Annotated in this window: 22 protein-coding genes; all 22 read left to right on the top strand. The window is 35.5% G+C overall.

Translation table 11 applies throughout. The features are described 5' to 3' along the window. The first annotated feature begins 2 nt into the window (after nucleotides 1-2). Entirely contained in the window at nucleotides 3-1,409 is a 1,407-nt protein-coding gene (locus tag JWG41_RS01265; protein ID WP_205268175.1) for a hypothetical protein, read from the top strand. Nucleotides 1,410-1,584: 175 nt separating this feature from the next. Then, on the top strand, nucleotides 1,585-2,103 hold the full coding sequence (locus JWG41_RS21110; protein WP_269750416.1) for an acyltransferase: 519 nt from the start codon (nucleotides 1,585-1,587) through the stop codon (nucleotides 2,101-2,103). Further along, a complete protein-coding gene (locus JWG41_RS01255) occupies nucleotides 2,100-3,290 on the top strand; it encodes a hypothetical protein (RefSeq protein WP_205268173.1) in 1,191 nt (396 codons plus the stop codon). The genes JWG41_RS21110 and JWG41_RS01255 overlap by 4 nt, the downstream gene beginning before the upstream one ends. Before the next feature lie 92 nt (nucleotides 3,291-3,382). After that, nucleotides 3,383-4,159: a glucose-1-phosphate cytidylyltransferase gene (gene rfbF, locus JWG41_RS01250; RefSeq protein ID WP_205268172.1), complete on the top strand. Its 777-nt coding sequence runs from the start codon at nucleotides 3,383-3,385 to the stop codon at nucleotides 4,157-4,159. Continuing rightward, nucleotides 4,150-5,259 carry a CDP-glucose 4,6-dehydratase gene (gene rfbG / locus JWG41_RS01245; protein ID WP_205268171.1) on the top strand — a complete coding sequence of 370 codons (1,110 nt, stop codon included), beginning with the start codon at nucleotides 4,150-4,152 and terminating at the stop codon, nucleotides 5,257-5,259. Before rfbF ends, rfbG begins: the two co-directional genes overlap by 10 nt. A 38-nt stretch (nucleotides 5,260-5,297) precedes the next feature. Beyond that, a complete protein-coding gene (rfbH, locus tag JWG41_RS01240; RefSeq protein ID WP_205268170.1) occupies nucleotides 5,298-6,905 on the top strand; it encodes a lipopolysaccharide biosynthesis protein RfbH in 1,608 nt (535 codons plus the stop codon). A gap of 3 nt (nucleotides 6,906-6,908) precedes the next feature. After that, nucleotides 6,909-7,730, top strand: a complete 822-nt coding sequence (locus JWG41_RS01235; RefSeq protein WP_205268169.1) for a transketolase — start codon at nucleotides 6,909-6,911, stop codon at nucleotides 7,728-7,730. Next, nucleotides 7,727-8,641 carry a transketolase family protein gene (locus JWG41_RS01230; RefSeq protein WP_205268168.1) on the top strand — a complete coding sequence of 305 codons (915 nt, stop codon included), beginning with the start codon at nucleotides 7,727-7,729 and terminating at the stop codon, nucleotides 8,639-8,641. The genes JWG41_RS01235 and JWG41_RS01230 overlap by 4 nt, the downstream gene beginning before the upstream one ends. Nucleotides 8,642-8,694: 53 nt before the next feature. Next, a complete protein-coding gene (locus JWG41_RS01225) occupies nucleotides 8,695-9,684 on the top strand; it encodes an NAD-dependent epimerase/dehydratase family protein (RefSeq protein ID WP_205268167.1) in 990 nt (329 codons plus the stop codon). After that, on the top strand, nucleotides 9,681-10,616 hold the full coding sequence (locus JWG41_RS01220; RefSeq protein ID WP_205268166.1) for a glycosyltransferase family 2 protein: 936 nt from the start codon (nucleotides 9,681-9,683) through the stop codon (nucleotides 10,614-10,616). The genes JWG41_RS01225 and JWG41_RS01220 overlap by 4 nt, the downstream gene beginning before the upstream one ends. Next, nucleotides 10,607-11,140: a hypothetical protein gene (locus JWG41_RS01215; protein ID WP_205268165.1), complete on the top strand. Its 534-nt coding sequence runs from the start codon at nucleotides 10,607-10,609 to the stop codon at nucleotides 11,138-11,140. Before JWG41_RS01220 ends, JWG41_RS01215 begins: the two co-directional genes overlap by 10 nt. Then, the gene (locus tag JWG41_RS01210) at nucleotides 11,141-11,623 is read left to right on the top strand and encodes a hypothetical protein (protein ID WP_205268164.1); all 483 of its coding nucleotides are present in this window, start codon (nucleotides 11,141-11,143) and stop codon (nucleotides 11,621-11,623) included. A 32-nt stretch (nucleotides 11,624-11,655) separates the two neighbouring features. Next, on the top strand, nucleotides 11,656-12,276 hold the full coding sequence (locus JWG41_RS01205) for a class I SAM-dependent methyltransferase (protein ID WP_205268163.1): 621 nt from the start codon (nucleotides 11,656-11,658) through the stop codon (nucleotides 12,274-12,276). A 32-nt stretch (nucleotides 12,277-12,308) separates the two neighbouring features. Next, the gene (locus JWG41_RS01200; protein ID WP_205268162.1) at nucleotides 12,309-13,019 is read left to right on the top strand and encodes a glycosyltransferase; all 711 of its coding nucleotides are present in this window, start codon (nucleotides 12,309-12,311) and stop codon (nucleotides 13,017-13,019) included. Between the two features lie 36 nt (nucleotides 13,020-13,055). After that, nucleotides 13,056-14,300 (top strand): glycosyltransferase, encoded by a 1,245-nt coding sequence (locus JWG41_RS01195; protein WP_205268161.1) that lies wholly within the window; start codon nucleotides 13,056-13,058, stop codon nucleotides 14,298-14,300. Nucleotides 14,301-14,307: 7 nt separating this feature from the next. Then, nucleotides 14,308-15,444, top strand: a complete 1,137-nt coding sequence (locus tag JWG41_RS01190) for an N-acetyl sugar amidotransferase (protein ID WP_269750415.1) — start codon at nucleotides 14,308-14,310, stop codon at nucleotides 15,442-15,444. Continuing rightward, nucleotides 15,441-16,058, top strand: a complete 618-nt coding sequence (hisH, locus tag JWG41_RS01185; protein ID WP_205268160.1) for an imidazole glycerol phosphate synthase subunit HisH — start codon at nucleotides 15,441-15,443, stop codon at nucleotides 16,056-16,058. Before JWG41_RS01190 ends, hisH begins: the two co-directional genes overlap by 4 nt. Beyond that, complete coding sequence (locus JWG41_RS01180) at nucleotides 16,059-16,838, top strand: AglZ/HisF2 family acetamidino modification protein (RefSeq protein WP_205268159.1); 780 nt, start codon at nucleotides 16,059-16,061, stop codon at nucleotides 16,836-16,838. Nucleotides 16,839-16,864: 26 nt separating this feature from the next. Then, on the top strand, nucleotides 16,865-17,899 hold the full coding sequence (locus JWG41_RS01175; RefSeq protein WP_205268158.1) for a polysaccharide biosynthesis protein: 1,035 nt from the start codon (nucleotides 16,865-16,867) through the stop codon (nucleotides 17,897-17,899). A gap of 3 nt (nucleotides 17,900-17,902) precedes the next feature. Beyond that, the gene (wbjC, locus tag JWG41_RS01170) at nucleotides 17,903-19,012 is read left to right on the top strand and encodes a UDP-2-acetamido-2,6-beta-L-arabino-hexul-4-ose reductase (RefSeq protein WP_205268157.1); all 1,110 of its coding nucleotides are present in this window, start codon (nucleotides 17,903-17,905) and stop codon (nucleotides 19,010-19,012) included. After that, nucleotides 19,009-20,133, top strand: coding sequence for a non-hydrolyzing UDP-N-acetylglucosamine 2-epimerase (gene wecB / locus JWG41_RS01165; protein WP_205268156.1), 1,125 nt, complete (start codon nucleotides 19,009-19,011; stop codon nucleotides 20,131-20,133). The genes wbjC and wecB overlap by 4 nt, the downstream gene beginning before the upstream one ends. A gap of 6 nt (nucleotides 20,134-20,139) precedes the next feature. Next, a partial coding sequence (locus JWG41_RS01160) for a glycosyltransferase family protein (protein ID WP_476737617.1) occupies nucleotides 20,140-20,605 on the top strand: 466 nt, incomplete at its 3' end.

Below are 20,605 nucleotides of genomic sequence, written 5' to 3'. Positions count from 1 at the left end.
ATTTGAATTTAGTCGTATTATCAAAACCAAATTCTTCTTTAGTCCAGAGTCTGTTGAAAAATCAGACAAGCAAAGTAATTTGTGTTAATGAAGATAATCTTTATCTTTGCAGCCAAGTGGAAGTTGTCCAAGGAATGCAGTTGTTTGGTTCAGAGGAACCCGCGATTGACATTCCGAAGGTAAGGGCAGCTCTACTTACTGCCTATCCGTTGATTGACAGGTGGATTAGTCATGACCAATCCTTTTCCACCACAATTGGTTCCATGCTCGACTATACTTGCAAATTGATTTGGTTATTTTTAAAAGAAAAACCAAAACTGGCACTTTTAGAGACAGGTGCACCACACCATCTTTTCACATATTGTTTGGATGTTGCTTTAGAATATACCAAAGTCAAAACCATTTACCTATATGGAAATTCCTTAGATGAGAGATGTTTGGTTTTTGAGGAAAAAAATAAAACCAAACTGCATAAAATTACCGATTATGATTCTACGCCGGCGGTAGATGAATACATAGATAAGGTTTTAAAAAATAAGAATTTCATTCCCAAAGATAGCATCAATTCTCTAGCACCTTACCGCCATCGAAGTTTATTTTATCCTTTGATTTTACACTCAATAGAATTACTAAAAAGTTTTTTAATCAAAATTCGCGGATTTGCAACTCAGAAGCCTACACTGCAACCGGTTTCCCTGCAATGGCCTAAAATTGGTTTAAGAGAACTATATGCGATGTTGAAAAAACAATCTTACTATCGCAAATTATTAGCTAATACTGAAAAGGATGTGTCCGATAGGATTTCGTCGGAAGATATTGTTTATGTAGGTCACATGGTTCCGGAAGCGACTAGTTTTCCTGAATCGGTTTATTATCCGGATGAAATCGACGTTCTCCTAGACTTAAAATTTAGATTTCCCAAATCGAAAGTATTTTATAGGGAACATCCTGCGATTAATATCTATAGCGAATTTGGCCATATCCATCTCCAAGGATTGTATAAGAATAAAAGTTTTTATCAGTTTTTGGAGTTGAATGGGATCGGATTCATTCCACCATCCGAACATATTCTTAAGATTCGAGAAAAAGGCTGTTTGTTTGCAACAAAAACGGGACGGGTTGCGATTGAAAATAGCCTTCTTTCTTTTCAAACGATATTGTATGGATTTCCATTTTATGGTAATACACTTCCTGGTTGTATTCATATATCGGAAATCCCAAAATCAATAGATGTACATTCGTTAAAGTTACGAATCAAAAAACAAGGCCAGTCCGTTCCTAAAATTAGGAAATATTTAATTGACCATTTTTCGGGATCAATATTGAATCCTGGTATTAGTATCGCTGCAAAACAAACCAATCGCGAAAATTTCGAAACTCAGGTGATTGCGCTCATCAAATCATTTTAATAAACCACCGGTTAAAGTTATGAATCGAATTTTTAATAAGTTAATTTCTATTTACATTTCAATCTTATATAAGATCAAATTTTCCTTATATCGAGCTTCTATCGCTGGTGATATCGAATCCTTATCTTCTTTTAAATTAGGAAAAGGTCACGATGTCTTAGGGAAACTGAAAATCTTGAAAAGCACATTAAACATTGGTGATGGCTTTGCCTTAGATTCTTCTTCTCAAGTGGGTAGCACAAACCAAGGTAACTTAATTATCGGTAACCAGGTTTCCATTGGACCGAGATCCATCTTGTATATTAACGATGGAAAATTGGAGATTGGAAATGGAACTACCTTTTTCTCAGATTGTCTGTTGTCAGGGACAATCAAAGTAGGGGAAGATTGTTTATTTGCAAAGAATATATCCATACTCACGAGTACACACCAAATTTATGGAAAGGGTCGAATTCGTGAAAACGATAGGGCAATTGTTAGTGAATTGGGAAAAGTTCCTGATCTACCGGTTGAGATTGGAGATGATTGTTGGCTTGGATCCAATGCGGTCATATTACCAGGCGTCAAACTCGGAGAAGGTGTTGTGGTAGGTGCTAACGCTGTTGTGACAAAAAGTTTTCCTGAATATTCTATTATTGGTGGGATTCCAGCAAAGCTTATCGGATCCAGAAAAGATAAAAAAAAAGAAAAATGAAAAATAATATCTATGTAATCTGTTTTGGGTTGTTTGCATTCCTCATTTTGTTTCTCACAAATTTGCCAATGGATTTTTATGAGTCTATTGAATGGGTTACTGCGACTGATGTGTATTCGTATCTGAAAATTGCAAATGCAGCACCTGAATTTCCTAAAGAAAAAATTGCTTACCATTTTGCTTATAGATTCATTCCCCATTACTTAGTTGGATGGGTTTCGCATTTTAGTGGGTTTTCCATTACGTGGGTATATTATCTTTTAAACCATATATTTTCAGCGATTGGTTTGTGTTTTGCGGCAAAGGTAATTTGGGATCTAACAAAAGACACCAATCTTACAATTTATCTATTTGGGTTATTTGCATTATCTCCATTTGTCTTTAGAATGAACATGTTTATGCCTGGATTGATTGCCGATACCATCCACACTCTGGGAATTGTTTTAATCATTTATGGTTTAGTTTCCAAAGGAGTTCCTTTCATTTTCATCGGATTGATATTGGCGACGATTAGTAAACAGATGGTTCTGCTAGTTCTACCTGGATTGGTTTTAGTATCTTATTCCGTATTTATCGGTAAATATGGAATGTGGAGAACCATTCTAATCAATGTTCTGTTTCTCGTAGTAACACTTGTTTTGTATTCTTTTTTGAACTATGAATCGAGAGAATTTGCTCTCATCAATAGTATCACTCCTAAAGTTTTATTTGCTATTGTTCCTTGGTTTTTGGAGAAGTTTGAGCTGAGACTTTTTTTGGAACATTTGTTCCGGATTTTTTTGCCCGCTCTTCCGTTTTTGCTCTTCTACTTCTTTTTGCATAAAAAATTTGAATTCCGGCAATTGTTAACTTTAGAAAACGTCGGCTACCTATTGATGTTTTTGGGGCCAGTGGCGTATGCATTTTTACCGGGGCCTGTCATCCAAATGGGAAATCAAAGTCGGTACACATCTCTTGCCTTGTTAGGTTTTTTAGTATTTGTTATTAAAAATAGCAATTTTGTAAATTTGGTACCGAACACTTTTTCTAAAGTGATCTTCGCTTTGATTCTATTACTTTACACCTACCACCATAGGTATTGTGTCTTCACTGCTCCGCAAGTCGTAACCTTAATAACTCAAATCTCAGCATTGATTGTTTTGGGATTTCAACTTGGGTATATAAAACGAAAGAGTGATGCTGCCTAAATTCGCAACTTTGAGAATCTCAAGCTATGTTCTCTTGGTAAAATAACTAAATATGATTTGTTTCATTCGAAATTCTAATTAATGGAAAATATATGAAAGTAGTGATCCTTGCGGGTGGTTACGGTACGAGAATTAGCGAAGAGTCTCATTTGAAGCCAAAACCTATGATTGAAATAGGTGAAAAACCAATTCTTTGGCATATAATGAAAATTTATTCTCATTATGGTTTTAACGATTTTATAATTTGTTTAGGTTATAAGGCCTATGTGATTAAAGAATATTTTGCAAATTATTTTCTTCATGAGTCTGATGTAACTTTTGACTTCCGAAATCAAAATTTGATGACAACTCACATTCATAAGGCGGAACCCTGGAAGGTTACTTTGGTGAATACGGGATTGGATACAATGACTGGTGGGCGAGTTCGTAGGATTCAGGATTACGTAAAAGATGAAACTTTTTTGTTAACCTATGGAGATGGAATCTCCAATGTCAATTTGCCAAACCTTATCGAGTTTCATAAAAGTCATGGGAAACTTGCGACTCTAACGGCGATTCAACCCAGCGGAAGGTTTGGAGCTCTCGAAATTCGAGAGGATCATTCTGTTGTTGGTTTTAAAGAAAAACCTAAAGGGGAAACAGGGTGGGTGAATGGTGGTTTTATGGTAATGGAACCTGGTATTTTTGATTTGATCGAAGGTGATTCGACTGTTTTAGAAAAAGAACCTCTCGAAAAACTAGCGTTATCTGGGAATTTATACACTTATAAACATGATGATTTTTGGCAACCTATGGATACATTAAGAGATAAAATGTATTTAGAAAACCTTTGGCAAACAGGAAAGGCTCCTTGGAAACTATGGTCTTAGATCCAAAGTTTTGGAATGGCAAAACTGTTTTTATAACAGGTCATACTGGTTTTAAGGGTTCATGGATGAGTTTATGGCTCTCTTCCTTGGGTGCCAAAGTTTTTGGATATTCGTTGGAACCTCCAACCAATCCATCCCTCTTTAAAATTCTTAATTTAGAAGAAAAGTTACATGGATCAGTTTTGGGTGATGTTCGTGATCTAGATAACCTGACAAAACAAATTGGAAAGATACAGCCTGAGATTTTAATTCATATGGCAGCCCAACCTCTCGTTCGTGATTCCTATAAGAATCCAGTGGATACATATTCAACGAATGTTATGGGAACAGTGAATGTTTTGGAAGCGGTACGTTTGGTGGGTCAGTCGGTTCGAGTTTTGTTAAATATCACCACTGACAAAGTGTATGAAAATAAAGAATGGGTTTGGGCTTATCGGGAGAACGAAAGATTGGGTGGGTATGATCCTTATTCCAATAGTAAAAGTTGTTCTGAGTTGGTTACATCAGCATATGTGAATTCTTTCTTTCATCCAGAACAATATGGCAAACATAATTTGAATATTGCGACAGTTCGTGCTGGGAATGTGATTGGAGGTGGGGATTTTGCCACCGATCGTCTCATTCCTGATATCATTCGTTCGATTTCCGAAAAAGAAACCGTAAGGATTCGAAATCCAAATGCAATTCGCCCATGGCAACATGTGTTGGAACCGATTGGAGGATATTTGCGTTTGGTGGAAAGGATGTTCCTCTCATCGGCATCTTACAATGGTTCCTGGAATTTTGGTCCCAATGAGAGCGATGCAAAGTCTGTTCTAGAGATTGTAGAGATGCTTCGTTTGATTATCTCCAGACAATATAAAGCTGAAACCTTGTCCAAACTTACGGTTCCGGAATTTGTATTGGATACAGGAGATCATCCTCATGAGGCAAACTTCCTAAAGTTAGATATATCTAAGGCGAAGTCGTCTTTAGGTTGGAATCCGCGTTGGTCACTGGAAACAGCACTTATCAAAATTGTTGAATGGACAAATTCGTATTTGAGCGGAGAGTCCATAGAAACCGTTTGTTTGAATCAAATCAAAGAATACACTTCTTAATAGTAGAAGTGTATATTTAAATCTGTTAGGAAATTTAAATGTTAATAAAGTATAATATATATTCTGCCCCACAACAATTGATGGGTAATGATTCTTACTTTTTAGTGGTAGCGGATCCGAATGAGGAAAATGAGGTTGAGGTATATTCTCTTGGTCATCAAAAAAATAAAGATTCTATTTCGATTGGTGAAATTGATTTAGAGTTAGGTACGCTTCCTGAAGGCCTGTTTCTAAATATTAATAAAACTTATTATATAGAAGCCAACTCTAGTTTCTCTGAAATTGGTAGAGTAAAAAATGAATTTTTAATTTCTGTATTTAGGACGATCACAATCAATTATTCGAAGAAACATTATACTGTTGCCCATCTACCCAAAAAAAATGCAAAGTTTGAGCCGGGCAAATCTAAAGTAACCTACGCCGGTAGAGTTTTTGATGAAGAGGAAATTTCCAATTTAATTGATTCTTCTTTGGAATTTTGGTTAACCACCGGTCGATATGCGGATGAGTTTGAAAGATCGTTTGCTAAGTTATTGAATGTCAAAAATTCAATTCTTGTGAATTCAGGTTCTTCAGCCAACTTAGTCGCTTTTAATACAATTACATCTCCCTTATTAAAGGAAAGGCAGTTTAAAAAAGGGGATGAGTTGATCACTGTAGCATGTGGTTTCCCAACGACAGTGGTTCCGGCTATCCAATATGGAGCTATTCCTGTTTTTTTAGACATAACATTCCCCACTTATAATATTGATGTCTCCAGGTTAGAAGAGGCACTGAGTCCCAAAACAAAAGCCGTAATGGTTGCACATACTCTTGGAAATCCATTTGATCTTCAGGCAGTGAAGGACTTTTGTCTGAAACATAACTTATGGTTAATCGAAGATAACTGCGATGCATTGGGCAGTAAATACAAGTATAACGATGAATGGCTTTATACGGGAACGATTGGCGATATAGGAACCTCAAGTTTTTATCCACCTCATCATATGACGATGGGGGAAGGTGGGGCCGTGTATATGCAAAGCAATCGATTGAAAAAAATTGCTGAATCGATCCGTGATTGGGGGCGAGATTGTTGGTGTCCTTCAGGAAAAGACAATACTTGTGGGAAACGTTTTCAATGGGAACTCGGTGAACTTCCGGCAGGCTATGATCATAAATATATTTATTCGCATTTTGGTTATAATTTGAAAGTCACTGATATGCAAGCTGCTATTGGTTGTGCTCAACTAAAGAAGGTGCCAGAATTCATCGCCAAAAGATCTAAACATTGGCAAGTCTTAAGAAAAGGTTTGGATGATCTTTCTGATGTTTTTATTTTACCTGAGCCAACGGAAAATTCGATTCCGTCTTGGTTTGGATTTTTATTAACCATTAAAGATGGAGTGACTTTTAGTCGTAGGGAAATTGTGGATTATTTAGAAACAGCCGGAATCCAAACTAGAATGTTGTTCGCTGGAAATTTTTTAAGACACCCTGCCTTTAATGAAATGCGAAAGGATAATACTTCTTATCGTGTGATCGGTAATTTAGAAAATACAGATAAAGTTATGAACGATACATTCTGGTTAGGAGTGTATCCGGGCATGTCTGAAGAAATGTTGGACTATATGATTACTAAAATTCGAGCGTTTGTAGGTAGATAGTTGGTGCCGTCAATTACCAATCAATTTTTGTCATCGATCAACTTAAGAAAAAATGTTCTCGATATGGCCAAACGAGGGAACTCGGTACATATCGGTTGTGCTTTTTCTATGATTGAACTTTTTGCAGTTCTATATGAGAAATTTGTCGCAATGGACTTAAACGATCTGTCAAATCCCCAAAGGGATTTGGTTTGTTTGAGTAAAGGGCATGGGGTGATGGCAATTTACTCTTGTCTTTATGAATTGGGAGTTCTTGCAGAGGAACACCTACATAATTATTTTGCAGATGGTAGCCTACTCAAAGGACTTTCTGATTCTCATATTCCTGGAGTCGAAGTCAGTGGTGGAAGTCTTGGTCATGGCATTACAGTAGCAACGGGATATTCCCTTGCGATACATTTAAAACAAGAGAACAGAAGAGTATATTGTTTTGTGGGTGATGGGGAAATGAATGAAGGTAGTATTTGGGAGTCTTTATTGTTTGCTGCCCATTGGAAACTAAAGAACTTTATTCTGATTGTTGATGCCAATGATTTTCAGGCTATGGGTAGGTCGTCCGAAGTTTTAAATTGTGAATCATTAAAAGAAAAATTAACAGCCTTTAACTTCGAAACTTGGGAATGTGATGGTCATTCACGTAAAGAGATTGAGAAAACTTTAACTTTTGCTACCGAAAGCACTGTACCCAAACCGAAGGCGATTGTAGCCAGAACCGTAAAGGGGAAGGGTGTGTCTTTTATGGAAGACGACAACATTTGGCATTACACCAGGTTGAATGAAGATACCTACCAAAAATCCCTTGCTGAATTAAAGGAAATTAAATGAGAGAAATACTTTCAAAATTTCTGAAAAGAAAGGCTCAGGAAAATGAAAACATGTATGTGTTTTCAGGAGACCATGGCTATGCATTATTCGATGAATTGAGAAAAACGAATCCAACTCAGTTTATCAATGCTGGGGTTTCGGAACAAGCAATGATTGGTTATGCTGCAGGTATGGCAAAGGAAGGAATGAAACCTTTTGTATATGGCCTTTCTGCTTTCATTCCCGTTCGTGTTCTGGAATTCATAAAGATGGACATATGTTACGAGGCGCTGCCTGTGATTTTACTCGGTGATGGTGCAGGTTTAGTTTATGCTACTCTTGGTCCTAGTCATCAGTGTGCAGAAGATATTGCCGTGTTAAGGACGTTACCCAATATTTCAATTTTCTCTCCTGCGGATGAAATTGAAATGTTGGCTTGTTTGGAGTATGCTTACGAACAAAATTTACCTGCTTACATTCGCATTGGAAAAGCAGACAAAGGTTTTAGACATGATTTCGCCGAATTAAAACTAAAACCTGAATTGTTAGAAGTAAGAAGGGTTTCGAGTGATGTTTGTATTGTTGCGACAGGTTCTCTGCTTGAATTAGGGAATCAACTTTCTCTCAACTGTGGGCTTAGTTTGTATTCTGCACCATTTATCCATCCGCTAAATAAAGACGCTGTATTAAAACAAATCCAAAGATTCAACACAATCATATCTTTAGAAGAACATTCGATTCATGGCGGACTTGGATCGATCCTTTCTGAAATTGTTTCTGAATCAGCTGATACAAAAAAGATAAGAGTTTTACGGTTCGGTATATCCAACAGGTTTACCAAGTATTGTGGGAGTTATGACTATGCCATCCGGGAACATGGCCTGGATTATGATACCATTCATAAGAAGTTACTCGAACTGAAGTGTCTCTGAATCAAACTACATTCTATTTTCCCATTGAGGATTTGGAGGATATCTATTCTCGCATGGATTTTACGCCATTTTTTGGAGAGAGTCTTCTCATTACTGGTGGCACAGGATTCATTGGTCGCTGGCTTTTAGAAACCTTTCTCTATGCGAAACTCAACCACGGTTTAGATCTCTCCATTTCTATTTTAACTCGGGATGAAAACCGGTTTTTAAATACTTATCCTAAATATAAAAATTCTTATGATCTTCAGCACTTTTCACTTTTGGTTGGAGATATCCAGTCTGAACTCGATAAAACCAAAAAATACACCTATATAATTCATGCGGCAACAGAATCTGATTCTAGAAACCGTGAATCCATTGCAAAAAAGACATTTGATACTATCGTGCTTGGAACAAAAAATGTATTGGAATATGCGGCAGAAATTGGCACAAAAAACTTTCTTTTTTTATCCTCTGGCGCTGTTTACGGAAATTCTGCAACGGATAATATTGATGAAGAGTTTAATGGTGCACCTCGTATAGAATCAAAAAATACATACGGAGAATCGAAGAGGGCAGCAGAATTACTTTGTCAAATTTATGGTGAAAACAGTTTCATACATGTATCTATCGTTAGATGTTTTGCATTTGTTGGGCCGGGTTTACCTTTGGATTCTAATTACGCGATTGGAAACTTTATCAAAAATGTTTTGGATGGAGAATCCATTCATATCAAAGGTGACGGCACACCAGTAAGGTCTTATATGTATCCTACTGATTTAGTTGTCTGGTTACTTCATTCTTTGTTAAAGACTAAAAAAACAGATATTTTCAATATTGGTTCCGATTTGCCAATTTCGATTCGGGATTTGGCAGAGTTAGTTTTAGAGTTAAGCGGAGAAAAAACTTCGATCCAAGTCGACAGTAATCCTTTACCAAACCAAAGAATTAATTGGTATGTGCCATCGACAGCGAAGATTAAATCTATGTTAACTTTAGACATCAAATATTCATTACGAGAATCGATTCAAAAGACTTTAAGTTATTATAAGGAAAACAGATGAAGTTTATATCTATTGTGACCCCGTGTTATAACGAGGAAGAAAACGTATTTGAAGTTTATAGTCAGGTTAAAGAAGTTTTTTCAAAGTTGAAAAAAGAATTCCGGTATGAACATATATTTATTGATAACGCATCCATCGATAACACCCAGACAATTTTAAGAAAAATTGCTTCTAAAGATAAAAACGTAAAAATAATTATCAATGCTCGAAATTTTGGACATATTCGTTCTCCTTATTATGGTTTGTTACAAGCAAACGGTGAGGCAGTCATTTTAATCGTTTCTGATTTACAGGATCCAATAACGATGATTTTTGATTTTTTAGAAGAATGGAAAAAAGGTTATAAGATTGTTGTTGGAGTCAAAAATGAAAGTTTAGAATCGCCACTATTTTTCGCGATTAGAAAACTTTATTATAGTATAATTGGAAGATTGTCAGATATTCCTTTGATTAAGAATTTTACTGGGTTTGGTCTTTATGATCGGCAAGTAATCAATACTCTTAAAGGGATTAACGATCCGTATCCCTACTTGAGAGGTTTGATTTGTGATATAGGGTTTAAGGTAAAAGAGATTCCGTATGTCCAACCAATTAGAAAACGTGGGTTTACCAAAAACAATTTTTATACCCTTTATGATATCGCAATGTTAGGGATTACCAATCATTCAAAAATTCCTTTGCGTTTGGCTGCATTCGGCGGGTTTATCCTTTCGGCTTTGAGTTTTTCGGTAGCGCTCATTCAAATTCTATTGAAATTTTTCTTTTGGGATACGTATTCCATTGGAATCTCAACATTGGTTGTGGGTTTGTTTTTCTTTGCTTCGGTTCAGTTGTTTTTTATCGGCATACTAGGTGAATATATCGGATCCATACACACACAAATACTCAATCGCCCATTAGTAGTAGAAAGTGAGAGAATCAATTGGAAATAGAATTTCTTTATTTTTATCTAGCTGTCTTAACCTACATTCTCTTTATTTCTGTATCCGTATTGGTAAGAGTTGGAAGATCTCAGTCTCCGATGGCAAGTTTCAACTCTCTACATTTAAAGTTTTCTATCGTTTATCTAATTCTCAGTGTGATTGTGTCCTTTTACAAAGGTCATTTTGACGAGATTCTTCTGATAAAAATTTTAATTGGTTATATAACCTTTTTTTTGGTACATTATTCTATTTTTTTGAATTTCTTTGCATTAGCCCAAAGAAGTATTTCATCGGCAATTTTGAAATTATTATATCAAAACCAAAATCTATCAATCAATGATTTGGACAAAATCTATGCATCCGGAAAAGGTTTTGTTCATATCCAGAATAGTCGTCTATCAGATTTGCAGAATTTGGGATGGGTTGTTTCTGAAAAAGAAAATGTAAAAATTTCTTCAAAGGGAGTTTTGGTCCTAAACTTTGTGAATTTTATTCTGAAGCTTTGGGGACTGAAACAAATTGGGGTCAAATAAATGATTCAATTGTTTTTCCAATCCATTGTTCTGTTTCTAATCTATTTATCTGTCCATTGGGTTTTGCTCCGAACGACGGGCCCAAAGTTCTTTATGGCCAAAAGTTTGGTTTTACTTCTGGTTCTTTCTGTCGTTTTGTTTTTTCGATATAGCTCGCATTCGGTTACTTCTATAATTTGTATCCAGATCTTTTTTATAGGAATCACAAATGCATATTTGATTTTCCTAATCAATTTGCAAAATTCTATCTCTTTCCGAATTCTGCGAGAGTTGTCGAAAACTACCGAAGGATTTGTAAAACACTCCAAGTTACAAGAACTGTATTCTACTGATCAGATTATTTCTGATCGTTTAAAAGAGATGGAAGAAAATGGTTTTATTGTTCGTCACGGAGAAGTTATCAAAACTACGAATAAGGGAAAGTGGTTTGGTTATGGTATCTTTGTATTCCAAAAAGTATTTGGGATTAATCTTTTTGGCTAACCCAAATTGAATAAAAAAATAGAAGGTAAATAATGAATTTTTTAACAAACATCTATAAACGAATTTATTATCGAATCACAAGAGATAATTTTAACCATACAGTTTTACCATCTGAGATCACTCCGCGCGTTCATGTGGGCTGTGGTCCAGTAAATCTGGCTGGTTGGATCAATGTGGATGCCCGTGGTTTTGATCATGTCCATATAGTTTCTACCAAGGTTTCTTTGGACGAATTTGCTGATGGATCTGTCGGCGAGATCTATATGTGCCATGTATTGGAACATTTCAAAAAGGAAGAGGGGTTAGACTTACTTAAAGTTTACTCTAAAAAATTGAAAAAAGGTGGAATCATTCGGATTGCCGTCCCTTCGTTTGATCTAATCCTTGATGCATACCAAAAGTCGAATCAAAACCTAGATTTAATTACTGCTTCATTGCTCGGTGGGCAAGATTACGAATACAACTACCACAAAATTGTTTTTAATAAAAAACTATTATCGGAGATGTTATCATCTGCAGGTTTTATAAATATCGAAGATTGGACTCCTGAAGTTGATTTTGGGAAAAAAGTAAACGATTGGTCATCAAATGAGATCAGTATCGGTTTGATGCACTTCCCTGTTAGTTTGAATTTAAAGGCGAGAATAGCTTAACTCTAGACGATAGTTTTTAAGAAAATTTAATTATGATTTCAATCATCACTGCTACTAAGAACTCAAAGAAATTAATTGAAAATCTTGCGAATAGTTTGAGAAATCAAAGTTTCCGTAATTTCGAATGGGTGGTTGCTGATGGAAATTCAACTGATGGAACCATCGAATATCTCAAATCGATAGATGATTTAAAGGTAAATTTACTGGTAAGAGATGACTTTGGAATTTATGATGCACTCAATTTTGCAATCCAACATTCCAAGTTTGAATACTACATTGTTGTAGGATCCGATGATATCTTTTATCCAAATGCTTTGGATTCATTTTGGAATTCTTATTTAGAGTCTAAAGCAGATTTTGTGCTCCAAGCATTAGATTTTGGATCAGAGATTGTTTATCCAGCGAAAGGTTTGGGCTGGCTTAGAGGGATGAATGGAATTGCCTCCAGTCATTCTGTTGGAAGTATGATTCGGAAGTCTCTCCACAATCAGTTTGGATATTATTCCAATAAATATTCAATTGTAGCCGACCAATTCTTTATTAAACAAGCGATTTATGGTGGAGCTAGTGTTTACCGAGGAAATACCATTGTTGGTCGGATGGGCAACGAAGGATATAGTTCCTCTAACCTTATCGATTTTCTGACCCAGTTTTTTTCAGTTCAAATCAAAACTGAAAAATCAAAGTTTCTGCAAATTCTTTTACATCTAATCCGTTTGATTCGTTATTATCGTCAATTGTGATCTTAATTGGTTTTCTTTTTTAAGTGAGTTCTGTTTTTGAAAATAGCTTTAGTTGATGTTAACTTTTCACACTCTAGTTCTGGTAAAATTATGGAGGAGCTCCATACGGGACTGACATCACTCGGTCACCAGGTAAAAAGTTTTTATGGTAGAGGGAATGCAAAACAAATTCCCGAAGTATACAAAATCGAATCACGAGTTGAGTTTCTGTTTCACGTCTTACTTGCTAGAATTTCCGGATTAAACGGATACTTCTCTTTTTTCTCAACGCATAAGTTGATAAGATATTTAGAAGATTTTAAGCCCGATGTGGTGCACTTACATGAGTTACATGGATATTATGTAAATTGGGTTGCGGTTTTAGAATATCTAAAACGAAAACAAATTCCCGTAGTCTGGACATTTCACTGTAGTTATATGTATACAGGAAAATGTGGGAGTCCAACGGAATGTAATAAGTGGAAAACGGAATGTAATCAATGTCCTAAATTGAAGGTTTATCCCAAAAGTTTTTTTCTAGATTTTACAAAGTGGATGTATCATCAAAAGAAAAAAGTTTTTTCCGACTTTCATTTACTTCATATTGTTACACCTTCTTCTTGGCTTTTGCATCGGGTTAAAGAATCATTTTTATCAAATAAAACGGTATCAGTAGTCTACAACGGTGTTGAAACCGACAACGTTTTTTATTCCAGAGACAAAAGTGTATTAAGGGAAGAACTCGGGATTTCTTCAAAATATGTAATTGTATCTATTGGTGCAGACATCATGTCACCTTCTAAAGGTGGAGAATGGGTTCTAAAGTTATCCGAATTGTTAAAATCAGAAGACATCACATTCGTGATTGTCGGAGTGAATGAAATTGATTCACCGGTTGTAAAAGATAAGGTGATTTTATTTCCAAAAATAAAAGACCAGAACCGATTGGCGGAATTCTATTCTTTAGGCGATTGTTTTTTGATCACAAGCGAAGAAGAAACATTTTCCCTTGTTACAGCAGAAAGTTTAGCCTGTGGAGTGCCTATTGTTGGATTCGAATGTGGAGCACCATCTGAAATTGCTCCAAATGGGTATGGTAAATTTGTTCCATATGGTGAATTGAATTCTCTTAGAGACCTAATTTTAGATTTGATTCATAAGAAAATCGATTTTAAGGAAAAGGAATCAATTTTAAAGTATGCAAAAGAGAACTTTAGCGTTCAAAGAATGATAAATGCCTACCTTAAACAATATGAATTGGTAACAGATTTAAAGAAAAACATGGTGAACGGAGAAAGCTGAAATATTTATGACTTCAAAATATCAAATATGTACCAATTGTATTATGGACACCTCAGATTCGAATATCGTTTTCGATTCCAAAGGTTGGTGTGATTATTGTAATAATTACCATTCGAATATATCTCCTTATTGGAAACCTGGTATAGAAGATAGTGAGCCAATACTGAAAGCGGCTGACGTGATCAGAAAAGAAGGAAAAGGAAAAGATCATGATTGTTTGATTGGTCTTAGTGGGGGTGTCGACAGTTCCTATGTTGCTTATTTGGCAAAAGAAAAACTGGGCCTACGTCCATTGTTATTTCACGTCGATGCCGGATGGAACTCTCAACAAGCCGTAAATAATATTGAGAAACTTGTAGATGGATTGAAGTTAGATCTATATACCGAAGTAATTAATTGGTTGGAGATGAGAGATTTACAATTGGCCTTTTTTAAAGCCCAAGTTCCACATATTGATACACCGCAAGACCATGCATTTTTTGCTGCCCTATATAATTTTGCCGCCAAACATAAGTTTAAGTATATTCTTACGGGTGCCAATTATTCAACTGAATGTGTACGAGAACCACTAGAGTGGCATTACCATGCTTCTGATTTAGTTCAACTAAAAGATATTCATAAGAAATTTGGAACAATTCCGCTTAAGACGTTTCCAATGGCAAATATTTTAACGTATAAGTTATATTACCGTTTTGTTAAGGGAATTAAAGTAGTAAAACCATTAAATCACTTTCGCTTTATCAAAGAAGATGCAATGAATGAACTTGTAAACCTATTTGGATGGCAAAAATACGCTCATAAACATTACGAGTCAAGATTTACCAGATTTTATGAGGGTTATTGGTTGCCGGAAAAATTTGGTTACGATAAGAGGAGAGCACATTTCTCCAGTTTAATTTTAACCGGTCAGTTAAGTCGAACAGATGCTTTGGAAAAAATTTCTAAAAAAGCTTATGACGAAGAAACTGTAAAACAAGACTTTGAATACATCGCTAATAAATTGGATATTTCTATAGATTATTTAAAAGAATTATTCAACGGCTCTAACAAAACCTATCATGACTATAATAATCAAAAAGGCATTATGGATTTAGGAACTAACGTTCTTCGGTTTTTAGGAGTTCAAAAAGCAATTATCCGATGATTACAATTATCGATTATGGACTAGGAAATATTTTATCTTTTTATAATTTATATAAAAAGATAAACATAAAACTAAATGTCGCACGTACATCATCGGATTTAGAAGGTGCTACAAAATTAATTTTGCCAGGGGTTGGTTCTTTTGATCACGCTATGGAGCTCCTAAATGAATCTGGTATGCGTCCCGAAATCGAAAATCTAGTATTTCAGAAGAAAATTCCGATCCTTGGAATTTGTGTCGGGATGCAGTTTCTCTCCAATGGGAGCGAAGAGGGGAGTTTGCCTGGACTTGGATGGATACCCGGTTTCGTTAAAAAATTTGCCATTTTGGATCATGGTAAAAAACTGATCTTGCCACATATGGGTTGGAACGACGTAATTCCAAAAGAAGATGAAAATCCTTTGTTTCGAAATTTCAAAGGTGATTGTCGTTTTTATTTTCTTCATTCTTATTATTTTGAATGTAAGGACATAGCACACTCTATAGCAAATACTGAATATGGTGTAAATTTTAGCAGCGCTGTTAATTCTCAGAATATTTACGGCGCACAGTTTCACCCTGAAAAAAGTCATCACTATGGATTGCAACTTTTGGAAAATTTCGCTAAGTTATAAATGTTAAGACCTAGAATCATACCCTGTCTCCTAATCCATGATAAAGGATTAGTTAAAACTACAAAATTCAGTGATCCTGTTTATGTAGGTGATCCGCTAAATGCTGTAAAAATATTCAATGAGAAAGAAGCTGACGAAATTGTAATCCTTGATATCGATTGTTCTTCTAAAAACAGGCGACCGGACATGAAACTATTAGAGCAATTAGCTCTTGAGTGTAGAATGCCGATGTGTTATGGCGGTGGTATCAAAACAGTGGAGCAGGCGAAGGATATCATTTCCTTGGGCATTGAAAAGATTGCGATTAGTTCTGCTGCCATTGAAAATCCTAGATTAGTATCAGATATAGCAAATGCTATTGGAAATCAAAGCGTAGTCGTTGTCCTCGATGTAAAAAAGAAATCATTTTCATCTTCCTATGAAGTATGGACTTATAATGGAAAAAAAAATACAAAGATATCTCCATTAGAGTTTAGTAAACAATTGGAAGAGTTTGGTGTTGGCGAAATTGTAATCAATTCCATTGAAAATGATGGGATGATGAAGGGATTTAACCTAGATTTAGTAAATGAGATTTATAATTCAGTAAATGTTCCGCTTACCGTTTTGGGTGGTGCAGGTTCATTGGACGATATAAAGGCTGTTGTCGATAAGTTTGGCATTATTGGCGTAGCAGCTGGGAGTCTCTTTGTTTTTAAGGGAAAATTAAAAGCAGTATTAATCAATTATCCTTCAGTTGAATTTAAAGATTCTCTGGTAGATTCTCGGAAAAGTTTGTAAATATAGTTTTTGTAAGAGGCTTAAAGTTGTTTAATCATAAAACATTATTGATCACAGGCGGAACTGGATCTTTCGGGAAAGCAGTTCTAAATCGTTTTTTGAAATCGGATATAAAAGAAATCAGAATTTTTAGTCGCGATGAAAAGAAACAGGATGATTTAAGAAAGAAATATAATGATCCCAAAATTAAGTTTTTTTTGGGAGATGTTCGAGACATTCATTCGTTAAATAGTGCATTTGTTGGTGTTGATTTTGTTTTTCATGCAGCAGCTTTAAAACAAGTTCCATCTTGTGAATTCTTCCCGATGGAAGCATTTAAAACCAATGTTGTGGGTACGGAAAATGTAATTCAAGCCGCCGAAAGTAATGGGGTGAAAAAAGTAATTTGCCTGAGCACTGACAAAGCCGTTTATCCCATTAATGCTATGGGGATTTCCAAAGCCATGATGGAAAAGGTAATGGTTGCTAAATCTAGAAATCTAGATGAGAAAGGATTGATTGTTTGTGGTACGAGATATGGAAACGTAATGGCTTCTCGAGGGTCTGTGATTCCTTTATTTTTAGAACAGTTGAAAGTTGGACATCCATTTACAATTACGGATCCAGAAATGACCCGGTTTATGATGACCTTGGAAGATGCTGTTGAACTCGTCTTATATGCTTTTAATGAAGGTCGTAATGGAGATATCTTCGTACAAAAATCGCCAGCTGCCACAATTGATACTTTAGCCAAAAGTATTTTAGATCTTTTTAATAAAAAGGATCATAAAGTGAATATTATCGGGACTCGGCATGGAGAAAAATTATACGAAACCCTGCTTAGCCGTGAAGAAAGAGCTTCCGCCGTTGATGAAGGAGATTACTTCCGTATACCTCCAGATTTAAGAGATTTGAATTATGAGAAGTATATAGATTCCGGTGAAAAAAATATTTCTATTTCTGAAGATTATAATTCGCATAATACAACTCGGTTAGATGTGGAAGGGATGAAGGGATTACTTTTGAAGATTGATTTTATCAGAGATCAACTAGCAGGAAAAAATGTTGAACCTTTGGATTAAAAAATGAAAGTTCTTGTTACTGGTGCTGATGGATTTGTTGGAAAAAACCTTTGTTTGTTTTTATCCAAAAAAAGTGAAGTTGAGATATTTCGTTTCACTAAGTCTACATCTTTGACTGAATTGGAGTCTTTTTTAGAACATTCTGATTTTATTGTTCATTTAGCAGGTGTCAACCGACCTAAAAACGATCAGGAATTCGTAGAAGGAAATGAAAACCTAACCAATCAAATCATATCTATTTTAAGGAAGTTGGATAAAAAAACTCCGATACTATTTTCTTCTTCCATCCAAGCGAATTTACAGAACCCCTATGGGATTTCAAAAAAATCTGCAGAGAAGAGTTTGTTGCAATACAATGCAGAAACTGGAGCTTCCGTTTACATTTATCAGTTGCCTAATTTATTCGGAAAGTTTTCGAAACCTAATTATAATTCGGTTGTGGCAACATTTGCTTATAATTTAATCCATGGGATTCCTCTCGAAATACATGACCCAACGCGAGTTTTACATCTAAATTACATTGATGATGTAGTTAGTTCATTTTTTGATAAAATTGTAAATCAACCCGGAATTATTTTTCAAGAAGTAAGGCCTGTATATACAATTACAGTTGGTGAGTTGCAAAAAATATTAACCGAGTTCAACGATACAAGAAAACTTTTAAGAGTGGGGAGTGTTGGAGATGGGCTTGGTCGTGCTTTGTATTCAACCTATATTAGTTTTCTCGACATTAAAGATTGTCATTATCCCATTACTCAAAACGCAGATCCTCGGGGAAGGTTTGTGGAAATGCTAAAAACACCGACCAGTGGCCAATTTTCCTATTTTACAGCTCCACCGGGTGCTACTCGAGGTCGACATTACCATCATACTAAAACGGAAAAGTTTTTGATCATTCAGGGAACGGCAAAATTTCGTTTTCAACATACGATAACAAATGAATATCACGAACTTGTTGTTTCCGGAAATCAACCAACGATTGTAGATACGATTCCTGGTTGGACACATGATATTAGTAATATTGGTTCGGACGAATTAATTGTAATGTTATGGGCAAACGAAATTTTCGATCAAAAAAATCCAGACACATTTAGCGCTGAAATATCAACATGAATAAACTAAAAGTAATCACTGTCGTAGGTACACGACCCGAAATTATCAGGTTGTCCAGAGTATTGTCTGCTTTGGACAAACACTGTGACCATATTGTTGTTCACACCGGACAAAATTATGATTACGAATTAAACGAAATTTTTTTCGAAGATTTAAGTATTCGTAAACCGGATTTTTTTCTCAATGCAGCTGGAAAGTCAGGCTCTGAAACCATTGGCAATGTGATTATAAAGATGGATGAACTTTTAGAATCAAATAGGCCAGATGCTCTACTAGTTCTAGGAGATACTAATAGCTGTATGGCGGTAATCCCTGCCAAAAGAAGAAAAATTCCGACATTTCATATGGAAGCTGGAAATCGTTGTTTTGATTTAAGAGTTCCAGAAGAGATCAACAGGCGAATTGTAGATCATACTGCAGATATCAATTTAACTTACAGTTCTATTGCGAGAGAGTATTTGCTTCGGGAAGGTTTGTCTCCAGATATGGTCATCAAAACCGGTAGTCCAATGTTTGAAGTTTTAGAATATTACCGCCCGAAAATCGAAAAATCTGATGTCTTAAATCAATTAAGCATTAAATCTAAGGAATTCTTTCTCGTGAGTTTTCATCGAGAAGAGAATATAGATAATGATATTAATTTTAAAAATTTAATCGATAGTTTTGAAGAAATATATAGAAAGTTTAAACTTCCGATTATTGTTTCTACTCATCCTCGAACGCAAAAGAAAATTGACGCTTCCGGTTTGAAGATCAATGAGGGAATCCGTTTTTTAAAACCGTTAGGATTTACAGACTACAACAAACTGCAGTTAGAGGCAAAGGTTGTTATCTCCGATAGCGGGACTATTTCAGAGGAATCATCTATTTTGGGATTTGCTGCGCTCAATATTCGGGAAGCACATGAGAGACCAGAGGCAATGGAGGAAGCTGTTGTTACAATGGTGGGAACCAGCAAAACTAGAATTCTGCAAGCAATCGATGTTCTTCTATCTGAAAATACAATACAATCAGATCGAATCGTTTCTGATTATAGTGCAACCGATGTATCCAAAAAAATCGTTAAAATTATTTTAAGTTACACCGACTATGTAAATCGCGTTGTTTGGAAAAAATACTGATAGGATATGAACTTAATCTTAATTGTTGATGATTATTTGCCGGAAAGCGGGAAAATCGCTGCAAAAATGATGCACGAGTTAGCTCTCGAATGCATTCGAAAAGGTCATCAAGTCCTCGTAATCACTCCAGATAGTTATCAGGCTTACGATTCGGAATCTAATCATTTGTATCAATATCAAGGAGTCGGTGTATATCGATTCCCGTCAGGGAGACTCAAAAACGTAAGTAAACCAATTCGTTTGGTTAATGAGATTCTCCTTCCCTACAGGGCTTGGGTTTATGGGAATAAAATGTTTAAAAGTGCTAGTTGCGATTTAGTCATTTATTATTCCCCATCTATCTTTTGGTCCTATCTAATCAAAAAAATAAAAAAAATATCTGGGGCAAAATCCTTCTTAATTTTGAGAGATTTTTTTCCTCAATGGGTAATCGATAACGGAATGTTAAAAGAAAACTCTCTTTTGGCAAAAT

The organism is Leptospira chreensis (assembly GCF_016919165.1).
GTDB lineage: Bacteria > Spirochaetota > Leptospiria > Leptospirales > Leptospiraceae > Leptospira_A > Leptospira_A chreensis.
Note: the sequence above shows the minus strand (reverse complement) of the source record. Positions and strands in the feature narration are given on the sequence as shown.

Bases quoted from the DNA above. Each gene is read 5' to 3' on its own strand.
- rfbH (WP_205268170.1), top strand. From the start codon at position 5,298: ATGTTAATAAAGTATAATATATATTCTGCCCCACAACAATTGATGGGT.
- rfbG (WP_205268171.1), top strand. From the start codon at position 4,150: ATGGTCTTAGATCCAAAGTTTTGGAATGGCAAAACTGTTTTTATAACA.
- rfbF (WP_205268172.1), top strand. From the start codon at position 3,383: ATGAAAGTAGTGATCCTTGCGGGTGGTTACGGTACGAGAATTAGCGAA.
- JWG41_RS01220 (WP_205268166.1), top strand. From the start codon at position 9,681: ATGAAGTTTATATCTATTGTGACCCCGTGTTATAACGAGGAAGAAAAC.
- JWG41_RS01210 (WP_205268164.1), top strand. From the start codon at position 11,141: ATGATTCAATTGTTTTTCCAATCCATTGTTCTGTTTCTAATCTATTTA.
- JWG41_RS01230 (WP_205268168.1), top strand. From the start codon at position 7,727: ATGAGAGAAATACTTTCAAAATTTCTGAAAAGAAAGGCTCAGGAAAAT.
- wbjC (WP_205268157.1), top strand. From the start codon at position 17,903: ATGAAAGTTCTTGTTACTGGTGCTGATGGATTTGTTGGAAAAAACCTT.
- JWG41_RS01180 (WP_205268159.1), top strand. From the start codon at position 16,059: ATGTTAAGACCTAGAATCATACCCTGTCTCCTAATCCATGATAAAGGA.
- JWG41_RS01225 (WP_205268167.1), top strand. From the start codon at position 8,695: ATGGATTTTACGCCATTTTTTGGAGAGAGTCTTCTCATTACTGGTGGC.
- wecB (WP_205268156.1), top strand. From the start codon at position 19,009: ATGAATAAACTAAAAGTAATCACTGTCGTAGGTACACGACCCGAAATT.
- JWG41_RS01200 (WP_205268162.1), top strand. From the start codon at position 12,309: ATGATTTCAATCATCACTGCTACTAAGAACTCAAAGAAATTAATTGAA.
- JWG41_RS01255 (WP_205268173.1), top strand. From the start codon at position 2,100: ATGAAAAATAATATCTATGTAATCTGTTTTGGGTTGTTTGCATTCCTC.
- JWG41_RS01190 (WP_269750415.1), top strand. From the start codon at position 14,308: ATGACTTCAAAATATCAAATATGTACCAATTGTATTATGGACACCTCA.
- JWG41_RS01205 (WP_205268163.1), top strand. From the start codon at position 11,656: ATGAATTTTTTAACAAACATCTATAAACGAATTTATTATCGAATCACA.
- hisH (WP_205268160.1), top strand. From the start codon at position 15,441: ATGATTACAATTATCGATTATGGACTAGGAAATATTTTATCTTTTTAT.